The sequence below is a fragment of the Streptomyces sp. NPDC087422 genome (assembly GCF_044744145.1).
Taxonomy (GTDB): domain Bacteria; phylum Actinomycetota; class Actinomycetes; order Streptomycetales; family Streptomycetaceae; genus Actinacidiphila.
This window is the reverse complement of the sequence record NZ_JBIUXT010000001.1, coordinates 1066468-1082234: the sequence shown is the minus strand read 5'-3', so window position 1 is coordinate 1082234 and position 15767 is coordinate 1066468. Positions and strand designations below refer to the sequence as shown.

Annotated in this window: 11 protein-coding genes; 3 read left to right on the top strand and 8 right to left on the bottom strand. The window is 75.3% G+C overall.

The window, feature by feature from the left end:
* Window positions 1-16: 16 nt before the first annotated feature.
* Together ACIO6U_RS05025 and ACIO6U_RS05020 are read left to right on the top strand one after the other, a co-directional pair.
* A complete protein-coding gene (locus ACIO6U_RS05025) occupies window positions 17-436 on the top strand; it encodes a thioesterase family protein (RefSeq protein WP_355337139.1) in 420 nt (139 codons plus the stop codon).
* Window positions 433-1116, top strand: coding sequence for a hypothetical protein (locus ACIO6U_RS05020; RefSeq protein ID WP_401715581.1), 684 nt, complete (start codon window positions 433-435; stop codon window positions 1114-1116). Before ACIO6U_RS05025 ends, ACIO6U_RS05020 begins: the two co-directional genes overlap by 4 nt.
* Before the next feature lie 152 nt (window positions 1117-1268).
* Here the strand turns inward: ACIO6U_RS05020 and ACIO6U_RS05015 are convergent, their stop codons facing one another.
* From ACIO6U_RS05015 to ACIO6U_RS05000, 4 genes are all read right to left on the bottom strand, one after another.
* On the bottom strand, window positions 1269-2321 hold the full coding sequence (locus tag ACIO6U_RS05015) for an ABC transporter ATP-binding protein (protein ID WP_401715579.1): 1053 nt from the start codon (window positions 2319-2321) through the stop codon (window positions 1269-1271).
* On the bottom strand, window positions 2318-5074 hold the full coding sequence (locus ACIO6U_RS05010; RefSeq protein ID WP_401715577.1) for an FtsX-like permease family protein: 2757 nt from the start codon (window positions 5072-5074) through the stop codon (window positions 2318-2320). The genes ACIO6U_RS05015 and ACIO6U_RS05010 overlap by 4 nt, the downstream gene beginning before the upstream one ends.
* Window positions 5075-5294: 220 nt before the next feature.
* On the bottom strand, window positions 5295-8843 hold the full coding sequence (locus tag ACIO6U_RS05005) for an ABC transporter permease (RefSeq protein WP_401715575.1): 3549 nt from the start codon (window positions 8841-8843) through the stop codon (window positions 5295-5297).
* Window positions 8844-8975: 132 nt separating this feature from the next.
* Window positions 8976-9380 (bottom strand): globin, encoded by a 405-nt coding sequence (locus ACIO6U_RS05000; protein WP_355337149.1) that lies wholly within the window; start codon window positions 9378-9380, stop codon window positions 8976-8978.
* Between the two features lie 235 nt (window positions 9381-9615).
* Here ACIO6U_RS05000 and ACIO6U_RS04995 point away from each other — a divergent pair, with 235 nt between their 5' ends.
* Window positions 9616-10686: a methyltransferase domain-containing protein gene (locus ACIO6U_RS04995; RefSeq protein WP_401305035.1), complete on the top strand. Its 1071-nt coding sequence runs from the start codon at window positions 9616-9618 to the stop codon at window positions 10684-10686.
* Between the two features lie 92 nt (window positions 10687-10778).
* Here ACIO6U_RS04995 and ACIO6U_RS04990 read toward each other — a convergent pair whose 3' ends face one another.
* From ACIO6U_RS04990 to ACIO6U_RS04975, 4 genes are all read right to left on the bottom strand, one after another.
* Window positions 10779-11522 (bottom strand): N-acyl homoserine lactonase family protein, encoded by a 744-nt coding sequence (locus ACIO6U_RS04990; protein WP_401715573.1) that lies wholly within the window; start codon window positions 11520-11522, stop codon window positions 10779-10781.
* A complete protein-coding gene (locus ACIO6U_RS04985; protein ID WP_401715572.1) occupies window positions 11492-12643 on the bottom strand; it encodes an FHA domain-containing protein in 1152 nt (383 codons plus the stop codon). The genes ACIO6U_RS04990 and ACIO6U_RS04985 overlap by 31 nt, the downstream gene beginning before the upstream one ends.
* A 106-nt stretch (window positions 12644-12749) precedes the next feature.
* Window positions 12750-14096, bottom strand: coding sequence for a VWA domain-containing protein (locus ACIO6U_RS04980; RefSeq protein WP_355337155.1), 1347 nt, complete (start codon window positions 14094-14096; stop codon window positions 12750-12752).
* Window positions 14097-14110: 14 nt separating this feature from the next.
* Window positions 14111-15760: a PP2C family serine/threonine-protein phosphatase gene (locus ACIO6U_RS04975; protein ID WP_401715571.1), complete on the bottom strand. Its 1650-nt coding sequence runs from the start codon at window positions 15758-15760 to the stop codon at window positions 14111-14113.
* Between the last annotated feature and the right edge of the window lie 7 nt (window positions 15761-15767).

Genomic DNA, 15767 nt, shown 5'->3' with positions numbered 1-15767 from the left:
GGGCACGGTATCTGTGATGGCACGGCACATCTTCCTCTGCCCGCTGCGCTGGGCGGACATGGACGCCTTCGGGCACGTCAACAACGTGGTCTTCCTGCGGTATCTGGAAGAGGCGCGGATCGACTTCATGTTCCGGCTGGCGCCGGGCGAGGGAAGCGTGTCGTTCACCGGCGGGTCCGTCGTGGCCCGCCACGAGATCGACTACCTGCGTCCGCTGGTGCACCGGCACGAGCCGGTCACCGTCGAGACGTGGGTCTCGGACATCAGCGCGGCGTCGCTGACCGTCCACTACGAGGTCAAGGACGGCGAGACGGTGTACGTGCGGGCCTCCACGGTCGTCGTCCCGTACAACCTCGCCGCCGGACGGCCGCGGCGGATCACCGCGGAGGAGAAGCTGTTCCTCCAGCGGTATCTGGACGGGGCCGTCACCGTATGACCGCTCCCGCGCGGTCGACGCTGACGCTGGCGCGAGCGGGGGAGGCGGCCGATCTGGCCGCCTTCCTCGGCCGGCTGATCCGCTGGGACAAGGCTGCGGTCGTACGGCTCAGGTCCGCCGAAGGGGAGGCCGCCCTCGGGGTCTTCGGCCACCCGCCCTTCGGGGGCGTCCTCGCGGTCCGCACCGCGGCGCTGGCCGAGGACGGGGTCGGGGCGACGGTCGACGCGACCGTGTCGGCCGGGCAGCTCCTCGACGCCGTGCCTCCGCCGGAGGGGGGCGAGTTGGTGCTGCCCGGGTCCGTCACCGGGCCCTCCTGGGCCGGGCTGCTGCCGCCGCGCGGCGGCTGGCTGCGGGTCACCGAGGTCGACGGTGACGCCGTGCGGGCGGCTGCCGCCCGTGTGATCGGGGAATTCCGCACGCGTACGGAGGAGTTGGGCGACGCCGGGCGTACGCGGGCCGGACTCGACGCGCTCGCCGAGGAGTTGTGGGCTCGGCCGCTTCCCGGTACCGGCTTGCCCTTGCGGGCGGTGCACGCCGCCCATGCCCTCGGGTTTCTGCGAGGGGTCGAGGACGCCGTGCTTCTGTCGGCCGGGCCCTGGCTGCGGCTGCGCACGGCGCTCGGTTCCGTGGCCGTACGCGCTGCCGCGCCGGCCTCCGGTCTGACCGTCACCCCGGCCTAGGGCCTGCCCCCTTTTTTCCCACCGCCCACCCATGCAGGTGCTTCCACCGCTGCGGGTGCCCCCCAGTGGACCCTCCTTCCCGCCTTCGGCGGGTGCCGTGCCGCGTTCGGCCCCATGGTGCTCCTCGTCGCGGGTGCGGGCGTGGGTGACCGTCAGCCGTCCTGGGACTCCTCCGTCCGCTGAGGGGGTTGGGAGGGGTCGGGCCAGAGGGAGATGTGGTCGGGTTCGAGTTCGAGGAGGACGCGGGAGCGGATGGAGAGGGAGTCGGTGTAGTCGCGGGGGAGTTGGAGGCGGCCGGCGCGGTCGACGGTGGCGTATTCGCGGGCCACGACGGACTCCTGGCCGTGTTCGTCGACCTCGGTGTGGCGGACGACCTCGGAGGCGGTGCGGCCGTCGCGGATGGCGACGGTGCGGCGGACGGCGTTGGCGACGGCGTGGTCGTGAGTGACGACGACGACCGTGGTGCCCAACTCCTCGTTGGCGGTGCGGAAAGAGGCGAAGACCTGCTCGGCGGTGGCGGAGTCGAGTTCGCCGGTGGGTTCGTCGGCGAGGACGACGGACGGGCTGTTCGCCAGGGCGACGGCGATGGCGGCGCGCTGCTGCTCGCCGCCGGACATCCGGCCGGGGTGCCGGTCGTGGCAGTAGCCGACGCCGAGCATGCCGAGCAGTTCGGTGGCCCGCGCGGTGCGCTGCCGCTTCGTGCGCAGCCCGCCGGTGCGGCCGGCGAGCTGCATCGGCAGGACCACGTTCTGCGCGGCGGTGAGGTACGGCAGCAGATTGCGGCCGGTCTGCTGCCAGACGAACCCCACCACCTCCCTGCGGTACCGCAGCCGCGACGCGGCGTCCATCGCCAGCAGGTCGTAGCCGCCGACGGACGCGGCGCCCGCGGTCGGCACGTCGAGCCCGGCCAGGATGTTGAGCAGCGTGGACTTCCCGCTGCCCGACGCGCCGACCAGGGCCATCAACTCGCCCTTCCCGACGAGCAGATCGAGCCCCTGGAGGGCCTGCACCTCCACCCCGTCCGCGGTGAAGATCCGCACCAGCCGGTCGCAACTGATCAGCGCGTCCATGCCGTACGCGGGCCGCTCCCGCCGCTCGGCGACCGCCCGCTCCAGATCCGCGAGACTGCTGACGGGAGCGCGGTCAGGTCCCGTCACCGGACCCGGCACTGCTCCGCGCACCTCGCCGCCCGCTTCGCCCGTCATACCCGGTCCCCCACTCTCAACTCCGCGCTCTCCCGCCGCCGTCCGCTCACCCGCACCTGGATCAGCAGCACCGCACAGGCCAGTATCAGCAGCCCCGCCGACGGCAGGGCAAGGGACCACGGATCGGCCCGCAGGCCGAGCCCGAAGTCGGCCGGTTCCACGCCCTGTTCGCCGCCGCCGAAGGTGAGCGCCCGCAGATCGACGCCCGGTCCGAGCAGCGGGACCACCGCCAGGCCCACCAGGACACCGCCGACGGCGGCGAGCAGCGCCTGCGGCAGCATCTCCAGCAGGACCAGCCGCCGCGACTGCCGCCGCGTCATGCCCATGGTGCGCAACCTGGCCAGCAGCGTGGCCCGTTGCGGCGCGGCCTGGAGCAGCGACAGCAGCAGGGCCAGCGCGCTGAAGGCGGCGCCCGCCGCGACCGCCGCCAGATAGATCGAGCGCGCGCCGCGCTGCAAGGGGAAGTCGCCCAGCCGGGACCGCTGTTCGCCGCGCGTCAGCACCGTCACGAAGGACGCGGGCTCCTTGGCGACCGCGCGCAGCGCCCCGCCGTCGATGTGACTGCCCGGCGCGTTCATCGCCAGCAGCACCGTAGGACCGCTGTACTGGCTGTACGCGGCCAGGTCCGGGTGTCTGGCGGCCAGTTGCGCCGCGGAGACGATCACGAACTCGGCGCCGGGCGCGGCCGGGGTGCTGGTCAGGACGGCCGCGGTCCTGACGGTGACGGCGCCGACGGCGGCGTCCACCCGGGCCGTTCCGTCGCCGAGCAGCGAGGCGAGACCGGGGCTGAGCACGGCGGGCAGCGTCCCCCGCCCCGGATCGTGGCCGAACGCCTGCGCGGGGAAGGCGGGCAGCCCGATGTCGTGGGTCAGCCGCGCGTACGCGGCCGGGTCGACGATCACCAGCGAGTAGGACAGGCCGAAGGGCGCGGTCGGGCTGTTCGGCTCGACGCGGGCGGTGACGACCCGGCCGACGCCGGGCACCTTCTTCCGTACCTCGTCGGGCAGTTGGCGGGGGAGCCCGAAGCGGGAGTCGACCCGCGCGTCCGCGCCGACCAGGACGCTCGCCGCCCGGTCCCTGCCGTGGTCGATACCGGCCAGCACCGAGCCGCCGAAGGACGCCACGGTCAGGGCCACCAGCAGCGCCAGCAGCGGCAGTTGGCTGGTGGCGGGGGAGCGGCCCGCGCGGGCCAGGCCCAGATGGGTGACCGCGCCGGGCAGCCGGGCCGCGGGGCGCGCCAACAGCCGTAGCGGCAGCGGATACACGCGCAGCAGCACCAGCGCCGCCGCGACGGCGACCAGCACGGGGGCCGCCGCCAGATACGGGTCGCCGCCGCTGTCGGCGCCGCGCCGCCGCAGGGTCAGTACGGCGCCCACGACCAGGACGGTGACGGTCAGTTCCGCGACCAGCCTGCGGCGCGACGGCCGGGCAGCGGTGACGTCCTCGCGGCCCGCCGCGTGTGGCCGCCGGGCCGCCGCCACGGCCCGGACCGGCAGCGCCAGCGCGGCGACCGCGGTGACCGCCGCGCCCAGCAGCAGCGACGTGCCGTAGCGCGAGGCCGGCAGCGCCGGCAGCGCCAGGGCGACGCCCAGGGCGCCGCCCGGCACGGCGGCGGCCGTCGTCTCGCCGAGCAGCCGACGGAAGACGCCGCGCAGGGCGGCGCCGCGCGAGCGCAGCAACGCGATCTCACCGCGCCGCCGCTCGGCGGCGAGGCCGCCCGCCATCAGCAGCACCGCGAACGCCGTCGTGCCGACGCCGACCGCCGCGATCAGCACCAGCGGCGACACCGCCCGCCGGTCGTCGGAGTAGTCGTCCAGCACGGTGCCGAGGCCGCCGGTGAGCCGGATGTCGGGGTCGGTGGCCTGCTGCAGGGCCACCGAGTCGGGTCCGGCGTTGAAGGACGCCAACTGCCTTTGCAGCGCGGGCACATCGTGCGCGGCCAGGCCGTCGGTGGCCAGCGGGTGGTGCCAGTACCGGGTCACCAGCGTGCCCAGCAGCGGCATCGAGCGCGCGGCCGTACGGTCGACGAGCAGCGAGAAGTGCCAGTACGTCTTGGGCTCGCTGCCCGGCGGGGTCGGCGGCGCGGACAGCTGCGGGGTCAGCAGGTCGCTGTTCTCGGTCCAGAAGTCGTCGGCGGGGTCACGGGGTGCGACGATGCCCGAGATCCGGACGGTCAGCGCGGTCGGGGTGCGGCCGTGCAGGTGCACGGTCTGACCGACCGTGAGACGCATGACCTCGGCGGTGCGTACGGTGACGGCGGCCTCGACCGACAGCGGCGCCGGAACGCCCCCGTCCGGCGCGGGAGCCGGCAGCCGCCCGGCGACCAGGCGGCCGTGCCCGGCCAGTCCCGCCTGCGCCACCAGGCTGGCGGCCGGGAAGAGTTCGGAGGTACGGGGCAGCCCCTGGTCGGGCACCGGCGCCTCCGAGGCGCGCACCCCGATGACGGACCGGTCCTTCCGCAGCCGCAGCGGCGGCTTCGCCATCCGCTGGAAGACCGTCTCCACATGGTCGACGGCGGTGGGGTCCAGCAGCTCGGTCGTCGTGAACTCGGGCCTGTAGGGGCCGGTCAGGCTGACACCGCGGTCGAGCGGCGCCGCGTCCCGGACGGCCTGCCGCAGCGCGGTGTCCTCGTAGCGGTCCACCGCGCGGGGGAGCGCCGCGGCGAGGAAGGCGGTGACCAGGACCAGGACGGCCGTCGCGAGCGCGGCGGCGGGCGCGGACCGCAGCCTGACCCGTACCCAGGAGGTGTCCACGCGCGCGCCACCGTCAGCACCGGGCACCGACGTGCCGACAGAAGCCCGCCCCGAAGCCCGCCGCCCCGAGGTCCGCCGCCCCGAGGCCCGTTCCGAAGCCCGGTCCGAAGACCGTTCCCGAGCCCGGTCCGGAGCCCGCCGCCCCGAGGCCCGCTCCGAAGAACCCCCCGACGCGCCCTCCGAAATACCCCCGCCCTCACGCGAGTTGTCGTCCGGCATCTCAGTCCTCCCCCTGCCGCCGCAGCGCCGCCGCCGGATCGCCGCGGCGCACCGCGGTGGCGAGGACGACGACCAGCGGCGCGATCAGGACGACGCCCAGCAGTTCGGCCAGCGGCCCCGCGGGCATCTCGACCAGCAGATCGGGGACGGGCCGGGCGGCCTGCGAAGTGAGCACCACCAGCGGGGTGATCAGCCGGGTCAGCAGCGCGCCCAGCACCACGCCCACGACGAGCGAGATCAGCACGAGCGTCCCCTGTTCCGCGGCGATCATCCGGGCCAACTGGCGGCGCGGGGTGCCCAGGGCGCGCAGCACCGCGAATTCGCCGTTGCGCTCCCTGATCGCGCCGACCGCGCTGACCGCGAAGCCGACCGCGGCCAGTACGGCCGCGGCGATCACCGCTGCGGGCAGCGCCGACTGCGGTCCCGCGCCCAGCGGATCGGCCCGCAGATCCGCCGCGGTCTCGTTCCGTACGAGCACCACGTCGACGTCGGTACGGGCGCGCAACGCGGCGGCTACCCGCGCGGTCGTGCCGGGCCCGGTGGCCAGCCACCACTCGGTGGGCTCCATGGAACGCGCGTCCTGCGACTCCAACAGCCGGTTGACGGACCGGAGATCGAGCAGCAGGGCGCCCGCGTCCAGGTCCTCACGGCTCTGCGTGTCCTGCGCACCGTCCGCGGCGGCGGCGCTCCGGTCCGCCGTGCCGGGGATCGCGCGGACGGCGGCCGTGACGCGGGCGACGATGTCCACACCGTTGAGCTGGAGCCGCACGGTGCCGCCGACCTTCGCGCCGACCGCCTTGAGGTACGAGTCGGTGGCGACGGCCGGGAGTTCGGGCGGCACGAGCGATTCGACGCTGGTGCGTACGGTGGCGGTCGGCGGCGCCTGCCAGCTGTCCGGGACCACCTCCGTGGAACCGGTGGCGTACTCCAGGCCGAACAGCGCGGGGCCGCCCAGCACGGGCGGTTCGGCGGACGGCGGCACCGCACCGGGATCGCCCGCCAGGCTCGGGTCGTCGAAGTCCGCCCGCGCGTCCCACGAAGCGGCGCCCCGCGCCGTACCGGTACCCGCCGCGCTCAGCGCCTCGCCGCCGCCGTCCGGCCCGACGACCCGCGCGGAGGAGATCGTCAGTCGGTGCGTCTCTTTCACGCCCGGCAGCGAGAAGACGGTGTCGATCCGGGTCAGCCGCAGCGGTCCCGCAGGGCCGCCGCCCGCCGTGCCCGCCGCGGACGCCAGGTCCAGGGTGAGCCGGTGCGGGGCGCCGTCCGGCGGCAGGTCGCCCAGCTCGAACTCGTACACCACACCCGTGGCGTCCGTCAGCGCGGCGGTCAGATGGTCGGGGCCGTTGGCGGACGCGATCGGGCGGCCGTGCCGGTCCACCGCCCGCAGCGACGCGGTGAACTCCACCCGGCGCGCGTCACCGGGGACGGCGAACCCGCCCGAATCCCCAGCAACCCCGCCCGAATCCCCTGCGCTCCCGGCGGCCCCGCCCGAATCCCCGGCGCTCCCGGCGGCCCCGCCCGAATCCCCAGCAGCCCGGCCCGAATCTCCGGCGCTCCCAGTGGCCCGGCCCGAATCCCCGCCACTCCCCGCGGCCCCGCCCTTCCCTCCCGCCCTCAGCGGCGCGAGCAGCTCTGCGACCGGCCGCCCCGCCGTGAGGTCGGAGCGGAACCGCATCGCCCTGCCCGCCTGCTCGGTGTCGATGGCCAGGACCGTCGCGTGCCGCTGCTGGGTCAGCAGCACCTCGTCGCGGGCCGCGGGGGCCACCGCGGTGATGCCCGGCACCTTCGCGTAGATCCCGGCCTGCCCGAACGGCGGGGTCGTCATCCCGGTGACCCTGATGTCGGAGCCGACGGTGAAGTCCGCCTGGTCGCGCTGCGAACGGTCCCAGCTCGCGCCCTGCCCGATCGCGAACATCCCCATCGCCACGGCCAGCACCAGCAACAGCACCGCGCTCGCGCCGCGTCGCGGACGGCGGGCGAACTGCCAGCCCGCCAGGGCCGGCGCGAGCCCGCGACCGCGCGCCGCGCGCCGCTCACCGAGCCCGGCCGCCAGCGGCAGCAGCCGCAGCACCAGCACCGTGCCCGCCAGCAGGCACAGCGCGGGCGCGGCCACCAGGACCGGGTCCACGCCGAGACCGCCCGCGCCGTCGGCGCTCAGCACGCCGCCGCCGGACGCCCGGCGCTGCAACTGCCAGTACGCGACCCCGGCGACCACCAGCAGCCCGACGTCCGCCCCGGCCTGGAGGGCGCCCGGCAGCGCGCCCCGCCGGGACCGTGCCGCGCGCTCGGCCGTGAAGGAGCCGCCGCCGCGCACCGCGGGCACGATCACCGCGAAGGCGCAGGCCAGCGCCGCGCACACGGCCACGAGCCAGGCCGCGCCGCCACTGCCGCCGCCGAGCGTGACGCCGGTACGGGCCAGCGCGCCGGTTCCCGCCAGGAGTCGCGTGACGGGACCGGCGAGCAGCGGCGCGATCAGCGCGGCGGGCACCGCCAGCAGCAGCGCCTCCCCGGCCGCCAGCCGGGCCACCCGCGAGCGGGAGCCGCCGCGGGCCCGCAGCAGCGCGGTCTCCCCGGCCCGCTCCTCGGCCAGCAGCTGCGCGACCAGCAGCAGCGCGAAGCCCGCCAGGATGACGAGCTGGAGCGCGCCGATCAGCAGCGTCGAACGGGTCACCAGCAGGCTGCGGCGCAGCCCGTCGAGCAGTGTCGGCAGCTCGCTCGACACCTGCGCGGAGCCGGTCGGCTTCGCGTCATGGAGGTCGGCGACGGCCGCTTTCGCGCTGCGCTCCAGCGCGTCCATCCGGCCCACGCCCACGCCGCCGAAGTCCGCCGTGCCCTGCCAGGACATCTCGGCGGGCGCCACCCGCCCCGAGCCGAAGGTGCCGCCGTCCACGAGCATCGGCCCGTACGTGGTGAACGACAGCGTGTGGATGCCGCGTCCGCGCAGCGGGTCCAGATGCCAGTACGGCGCGGCGGGGTCGGCGGGGCGGTAGAGGCCGGTCACGCGGATGCGCAGCGGCGGCCCGCCGAGCCGGTCGGTGAGCGTGAGGACGCTGCCGGTGCGCACGGTGAGCGCCTGGGCCGCGACCACCGGCATGGCGACCCGTACCTCGGCGGAGCCCTTGGCCGCGGGCGTCGGCCAGGCGCCCTCGGTGATCGTGACGCGCGAGCGGTCGAAGGTGGCCAGCAGCGTCAGATCCGGGTCCCCGCCCGTCGGCGACCCGGCGGGGCGCAGCGCGAACGGCAGCCCGTACGGGCCCGACCTGGTGCTCGACCTGACCGTGGCCGGGAGCCCGTCGAAGGCGTCGGGCACGATGCGCCGTACGGCCGAATCCAGCCCGTCCCGCGTCGGCCCGGTGACCGATGCCTGCACCTCGACCGTCGACCGGTCCGCGGCCTGGTGCTGGAGGGTGCGGCGCAGCGCCGCGTCGCCGATCGCGCCGGTGAAGGCGGTGAAGGTGGCCAGCACGGAGGTGGTGAGGACCACCGTGAGCAGCGCGGCGGCGAGCAGCAACCGGTGCGCCCGGACGCGCAGCAGCACGAAACCGGTCACCGGCGAGCCCCCGTCCTGTCGCTGACCGGATGGTCTCAAAGGGGGAGGGCGTGGTGAACGGTGCCGGAGGTTGTCGGAATACGATCGTGACCGACCGTTGAGCGGACGATTCGCCTCCGCTCAGGGCCGTTTTCAGCCGGGGGTGTTGACCATCGACGCGGCGGCGTATGTCAGGTAGTCCCACAACTGCTGTTCGTGCGCGGGTTCAAGGCCCAACTCGTCGACCGCCGCCCGCATATGGCGCAGCCACGCGTCGTGCGCCGCCTTGTTCACCTCGAAGGGCGCGTGCCGCATCCGCAGCCGCGGGTGGCCGCGCTCGTCGCTGTACGTGCGGGGACCGCCCCAGTACTGCATGAGGAAGAGCCGCAGCCGGTCCTCCGCCGGGCCGAGATCCTCCTCGGGGTACATCGCCCGCAGTTCGGGATCGCCCGCCACCCCCTGATAGAAGACGTGCACCAGACGGCGGAAGGTTTCCTCGCCGCCGACCAGCTCGTAGAACGTCTGCTGCTGCACCGTGCCGCGCGGGATCTCATTCACACCCCCATGGTCGCAGAAGGACCGGCCGAGTACCGGAGTCGTAGGACCGGGCCCGCGGGCGCACGATGGAGGCAAGGCCGACACAGACGCGGAAGCGGGCACGGAGGGTACGGACACGGGCGCGGACGGTACGACCTCGGATACGGATACAGCTACGGGCGCGGATACGGGTACGGGTACGGGTACGGGCGCGGCCGGGCGGTACCGGGCCGCGGCCTCCGCGCTGCGCACCCGCATGGTCCGCCGCATCGTCGCGGGCGGCGGCCTCACCGACCCGGCCTGGCGGGCCGCCTTCGCCGAGGTGCCGCGCCACCTGTTCGTACCCGACTACCAGCGCTCGGCGCACGGCGGCGGGCAGGACCGGCTCACCGCCGCCGACCCCGACCCGCGCCACCGGCTGCGCTGGCTCGCGGGCAGCTACGCCGACCGGCCGATCGCCACCGACGTGGTGGACGGCGAACTGCTCTCCTCCAGCAGCCAGCCCTCGCTGATGGCCCTGATGTGCGAAGCGCTCGACGTGGCGGACGGCCACCGCGTCCTGGAGATCGGCGCCGGAACCGGCTACAACGCGGCGCTGCTGGCCCACCGGCTCGGCCCCGACGCCGTCACCACCATCGACCTGGACGAGCGGATCACCGCCGCCGCCCGCGCGCACCTGGCCGCGTACGGCACACCCGCCGCCCGCTCCGTCACCGTCGTCACCGGCGACGGCGCGCTCGGCCACCCGGCCGGCGCCCCGTACGACCGGGTGATCGCGACCTGCGAACTGCCCGCGATCCCGGCGGCCTGGCTCGCCCAGTGCCGGCCGGGCGCCCGGATCCTCGCGCCCCTCGGGACCGGGCTGATCGCGCTCACCGTACGGAGCGCCACCGAGGCCGAAGGGCACTTCCTGGCCACCCCGGCCTTCTTCGTCCCGCTGCGCGGCCCCTCCACGACGGCCCCTGCGCCCGCCGCCGACGACGCGGCGCAGGCGGTACGGGCCACCCGCACACCGCCGCGGATCATCGGCAACGACCTCTTCCGCTTCCTGCTCACCCTCGTCGCGGGCCCGCTGGACCTCACCTGGTCGCCCGGGACCGGCACCGCCCGGCTGCTGGCCGCCGACGGCTCCACCGCCCGCGTCACCGCCGACGGCACGACCCGCGTCAGCGGCCCCCGCGACCTGTGGGCGCTCGCCGAGTCCGCGCACACCGTCTTCCGCGACCTCGGCCACCCGGCCAGGTCCCGCTTCGGCCTCACCGTCGACGGCCCCCGCCAGTGGACCTGGCTGGACGACCCGGCGGGCCCGTACCGCTGGCCGCTGTGAGCCGCGGCGGCCGGAAAAGCCCCCCGCCGCTCTGAGCCGCGGCGGCCGGAGAAGCCCCCCGCCGCTGTGAGCCGCGGCGGCCGGGAAAGCCCTCAGCCGGACAGCGGCTCCCAGACCGCCGCGTCGTGCGCGAACAGAATCCGCCGCGGGTCGTACGCCAGCAACCGCTCCACCCACGGGTCGGGCTCGGGCAGCGGCGCTCCCGCACCGTCGGCGGCGGCCAGGACCGCGCCCTGCGCGGCGGCGAAGTCGGACGCCGAGGTGTGCGTCTGACCGGCCAGGATCACCGTCCCGTCCGGCCTGCGGATCACCAGCGACTGGTGACCGACCGTGTGACCCGGCGTCGGCAGAATCCACAGCCCCGGACGGATCTCCGCCTCACCGGTCAGCTCCTCGTAGCGGGCGCCGGGGAAGCCGACCAGATGCTCGGGCGTGTGGCCGCCGCCGCGCGCCACCGCCAGCTCGGCGTCCTGCACCAGCACCGGAGTGCCGGGGAAGAGCGGATTGCCGCCGATGTGGTCGAAGTGCAGATGGCAGTTGACCACCAGCGCGATGTCCGCGGTCGTCACCCCCGCCGCGGCGAGCGCGTCGGGCAGCGGACGGCGGTACGGGCGGTAGTGCGCGTCCGTCTCGGGGTCCGCGGTGCCGATCCCGGTGTCGAAGAGCAGGAGTTCGCCGTCGTGCTCGACCAGATAGCCGAGCGCGGGCTCCACCCGCGGCTTCCCGTCGGCGGTCTCGGAGCCCGGCCGGACGAACCGGCCCAGGTCGAGGCGGCGCAGGGCCGCTCCCGTACCGGACACCCGCGTCACGCCCGGCGGAGTGTGATCGTCGTCCACGCCCCCACGTGGACCCGGTCGCCCTCGAAGAGCGGGATCGGGGTGTACGGGCGGATCGCGTCCTCGCCCAGGTTGACCGTGGTGCCGTTGGTGGAGTCCTGGTCGACCACCGCCCAGGAGCCGTCCGGCTGCTGGACCAGCACCGCGTGCTGGTGGGAGACGCCCGGGTCCCCGGGGGGGCGGGACAGGTCGATGTCGGGGGCCTCACCGGTGCTCTGGCGGCGCCGTCCGATGGTGATCTGGTTGCCGATCAGGGGCAGTTGGATCTCCGGCGAGAACGCGGGGAAGTACAGGCCCTCCGCGTCCGGGCCGCTGCGGGCCATCATCGCGGTGAAGTACTCCCGGTCCGCGCCGATCACCGCGACCCACGCCGTACCGGCGGACGCCGCGGGCGGCTCGTGGCCGGACCCGGGGGAGACCGAGGGCCCGGACTGCTCACCGGACAGATACGGGTTCTGGAACGGGGGCGGCGCCGGCGAGGACGGCGCGTGCTCGGGGCCGCCGCCCTCGATCGGGCGGCGCGTGGCGGACGCGGGCGGAGCCGCCGACGCCTCGGTGGGCGTCGGCCGCGCGGCGGGCGGCTGCTCGGCGGAGACCTCCGGCTCCGCCACCGGAGCCGGACCCGTCCCGACCGCCTTCACCTGCGAGGACGGCGGGTCCAGCAGGAAGTCCCCGGAACCCGACGTCACCGACTGCGACGGCAGCGGCTCCGCCGGCCGGTTCACCTGCGAGGGGCGGGACCGCTGCGAGCCGTAGTCCGGATACGGCGGGAAACCGGACGCCGTCGGCGGCGGAACGGGCGGGGCGGGCGGCGCGACGAAGGTGGTGGAGGTGTGCGTCTGGAAGTTGAAACGGCACTCCTCGCAGAACAGCGCCATCCCCTCCCGCGGCGTCCCGCACTGCGGGCACACCTCCGCCGCCGCCTGCCCGTCCGGCTCGTAGCCGCGCGACGACGCCCCCGGCGAGGTCGACACCGGCGAACTGGACGCCGACGCGGACGCGGACGCCGACGAGGACGGCGGCCGGGTCCCGTACGAGGACGACGGCACGGCGATCCGCATCCCGCAGACCTCGCACCAGTCGTCGGTCCCGGACTGATGGCCGTTCGGACAAGTCGGCATGGTGCTGGCTCCCCCTCCGCCCGCCGGGGGCGGGGTCACAATCCGTGCGAGCTGCTGACGGTTACGTCCTCACACGTTACGTCGTCACATGTCGCGACCGCACGGGTCACTTCTTCACACGCACGGTCTTCGTCGACCGGGTCTCCAGGGTCATCTCGTCCGCGTCGGCGACCCTGGCCTTCAGCCGCACCGTACCGCTCGCCGCGTCGACCACGTCCACGACCTTCGACAGCAGCTTCGCGGTGTCCTCGTTGCCCGACGCGCTCGCGAGCTGCACCGCGCGGCCCAGCTTCGCCGTCGCGCCGTCCATGTCACCGGACTTGCGGGCCTCCAGACCCTGCTGGATGACCTGCGCCAGCTCCGCCTGCCCGGTGTAGTGGGCGACCTGCGGGTTGATCCGGGTGGAGGCGGCCATGTCGTCCGTCCACACCGCGCGGACCAGGCCCTGCGACAGCACCTCGACCGTGCCGTCCGGCTGCGGCAGCACCAGCGACAGCCGCGCCGCCAGCATCTCCTGGCCGACTCCGGCCACCGGCACCCGCACGCACACGTGGTAGTCGCGGGACTCGTCGCCCCACGACCCGGTCGGGTAGTCCCCCGCGCGCGGACCGGCCTCGGTGCGCCGCGCGCTCAGGTCCTCCACGGTCGGCGCGACCTGCTTCACGAACGCGATCTCGGAGCCCTGCGGGGTCCACAGCCGCAGGCTGACGTCCGCGACCTCCTTGCCCATCGCGTTCTCCATCATCGCCTGGAAGTCCGCGGCGAGTCCGGCCGGATCGGCGACGATGTCGACCGAGCCGAGCATCGCCGAGGCGATCCCGGTCAGCTCCTTGACCTCCCAGTCGGTGCCGACACCGCGCGCGTCACAGGTGAAACGGCCCGTGCACGCGTCGAGGGTGGCCTGAAGGTCCTCCGGCTTCTCGTGCTCGTTGCGGCCGTCGGTGAGCAGGATGCCGTGCCGTATGGCCACGTCGGTGCTGGCCAGCAGCCGGTCGGCCAGCCGCAGCCAGGTGCCGATCGCGGTGCCGCCGCCCGCCGTCAGCTTCCGCAGCGCCTGCTTGGCCTGCGCGCGGGTGGTCGGATCGGCCACCGCCAGCGTGCCGTTGGCCGGGTAGACCTCGCGCGCCTGGTGGGTGCCGCCGACCACCGCGAAGGCGACGCCGTCGCGGATGGTGTCGATCGCGACGGCCGTGGCGTCACGGGCGTTGCGCATCTTCGTCGGCGGATACTCCATCGAGCCCGAGCAGTCGACCATGATGACCACGCCCGCGCTGGGCGCCGCGCCCCCGGCGGCGGACGCCGGACCCGGCAGCGGCTGCCCGCCCGAGGTGCCGCCGCCGGTCGACGTCACGGTGACGATGGCGTTGACCTCGCGGCCGCCCTCGGGAAGGAACTCGTTCTGATAGATGTCGACCGAGAACTGCGGCACGTTCGACTTCGAGAATTTGGCCATCGGTACTGCGCTCCTTAAAGCCCGTTCACAGCCCCGCCCAGGCCCTCCGTGACCTGGGCGGGTGGGAATCCTGCCCGCGACACGGCGGCCGGGAACGGCAGCACCGCGACCGTTACGTTGTCGTGGCCGCCGCCGTCCAGCGCCACCCCGACCAGCGTCCGCGCGCTGTGCAGCGGGCGGGTCCTGGCGTCCGGCGGTACGACCTCGGCCATCTCGGCGGCCGACTCCGCGTAGTTCCACAGCCCGTCGGTGCACACCACGATGACGCCGGGGCTCTCCGGCTGGAAGGCCGCCACATGCGGGTCGACCTCGACGGCGTCCGCGCCGAGCCAGCCGGTGATCGCGTGCGCCCGGTCGTCCGCGTACGCCTCCGCCTCGGTCATCAGACCGGCGGAGACCATCCTGGCCGCCCACGAGTCGTCCTCGGTGAGCCGGGCCGACGGGCGGTCGCGGTCGTCGGGGATCCAGTACGCGCGGCTGTCGCCGATCCAGCCGACGGTGAAGACCGGGCCGGTGACGACGGCGCTGACGCAGGTGCAGGCCGGTGCGTTGTGGTGCGGGACGCCGTCCTGGGTCTCCTCCTCGGCGAGCGCGCTCACCGCGTCGAAGGCCGCCATCAGCGCGCCGCGCATGGCCTCCTCGGCGGGGGCGCCGCGCTCCAGCGAGGCCAGCAGCGACTCGTTGCCCGCCACCGACGCGGCGGCCGACGCGTCGTCCGGGCGGTACGCGGTGGACACGCCGTCGCAGACCACCGCGGCGACCGCCGGGGTGCCGTCCGGCAGCGAGGTCGTGGACAGGGCGAAGGCGTCCTCGTTGCGGTGGTGCCGCAGCCCGCGGTCGCTCACCGCGGCCACGCCCTCCAACTCCTGCTCCTGGTGGTCCCGTTTGCGCGGCTGGGCGTGCCCGCAGTGCTCGCAGTACCCGTCCGCGTCGACCCCGCCGAGGCCGCACGCCACGCACACCGTGCCGTTCTCCTCCGCCGGTTCCTCCTCGCGCGGATCCGACACCTTCGCACCGGCCAGCGGCACCCCGAGCGCGAGCGTGTCGCCGCCGCCGCCCGGCTGCGCCGCGGCCTGCGGGGGAGCGAGCAGGAACGCGTCGGTCGCGGGGCCTTCGCCTTCGGCTCCACCGCCGGGTTGCCCGGTGCCGCCGTGCCCGCCGCCGAGCCGGCCGTCCTGGCCGGCGCCTGCGACCTGCGGGCGCGCGCCGCCGTGCGGGTCGCCGCCCGTGCCCGCCGTTCCGGCAGCGGAAGGCGCGCCGCCTGCCGATCGGTCACTCCCCGTTCCGGCAGCCGAAGGCGCGGCGCCTGCCGATCGGGCACTCACCGTTCCGGCAGCCGGGTGTCCGGCGCTCGCGCCCGCCGTAGCGCCAGCGGCGCCGGGCCCTTCACCGGGGGTCCCGGCAGCGGCGGCCGTGGAACCGAGGCGGTCGCCGTCCGTGCCCGCGAGGCCGGCGGCCGAGGGCGCGGCGCCCGCCGTACCGCCCGCGGCGCCGGGCGCTTCCGCGCCGGAAGGCGAGGCGGCGGACCCCGCCGTTGACGGGTCCGCGCCGGAGGCGCTGAGGCTGAGGTCCGCGCCGCAGTGTTCGCAGAAGCGGTCCTCCGCGTCCAGCGGCTCCGCACAGGAGGGGCACAGCGTCGTCGTGGAAGGCGGCGACTCGGGCATTGGCGGC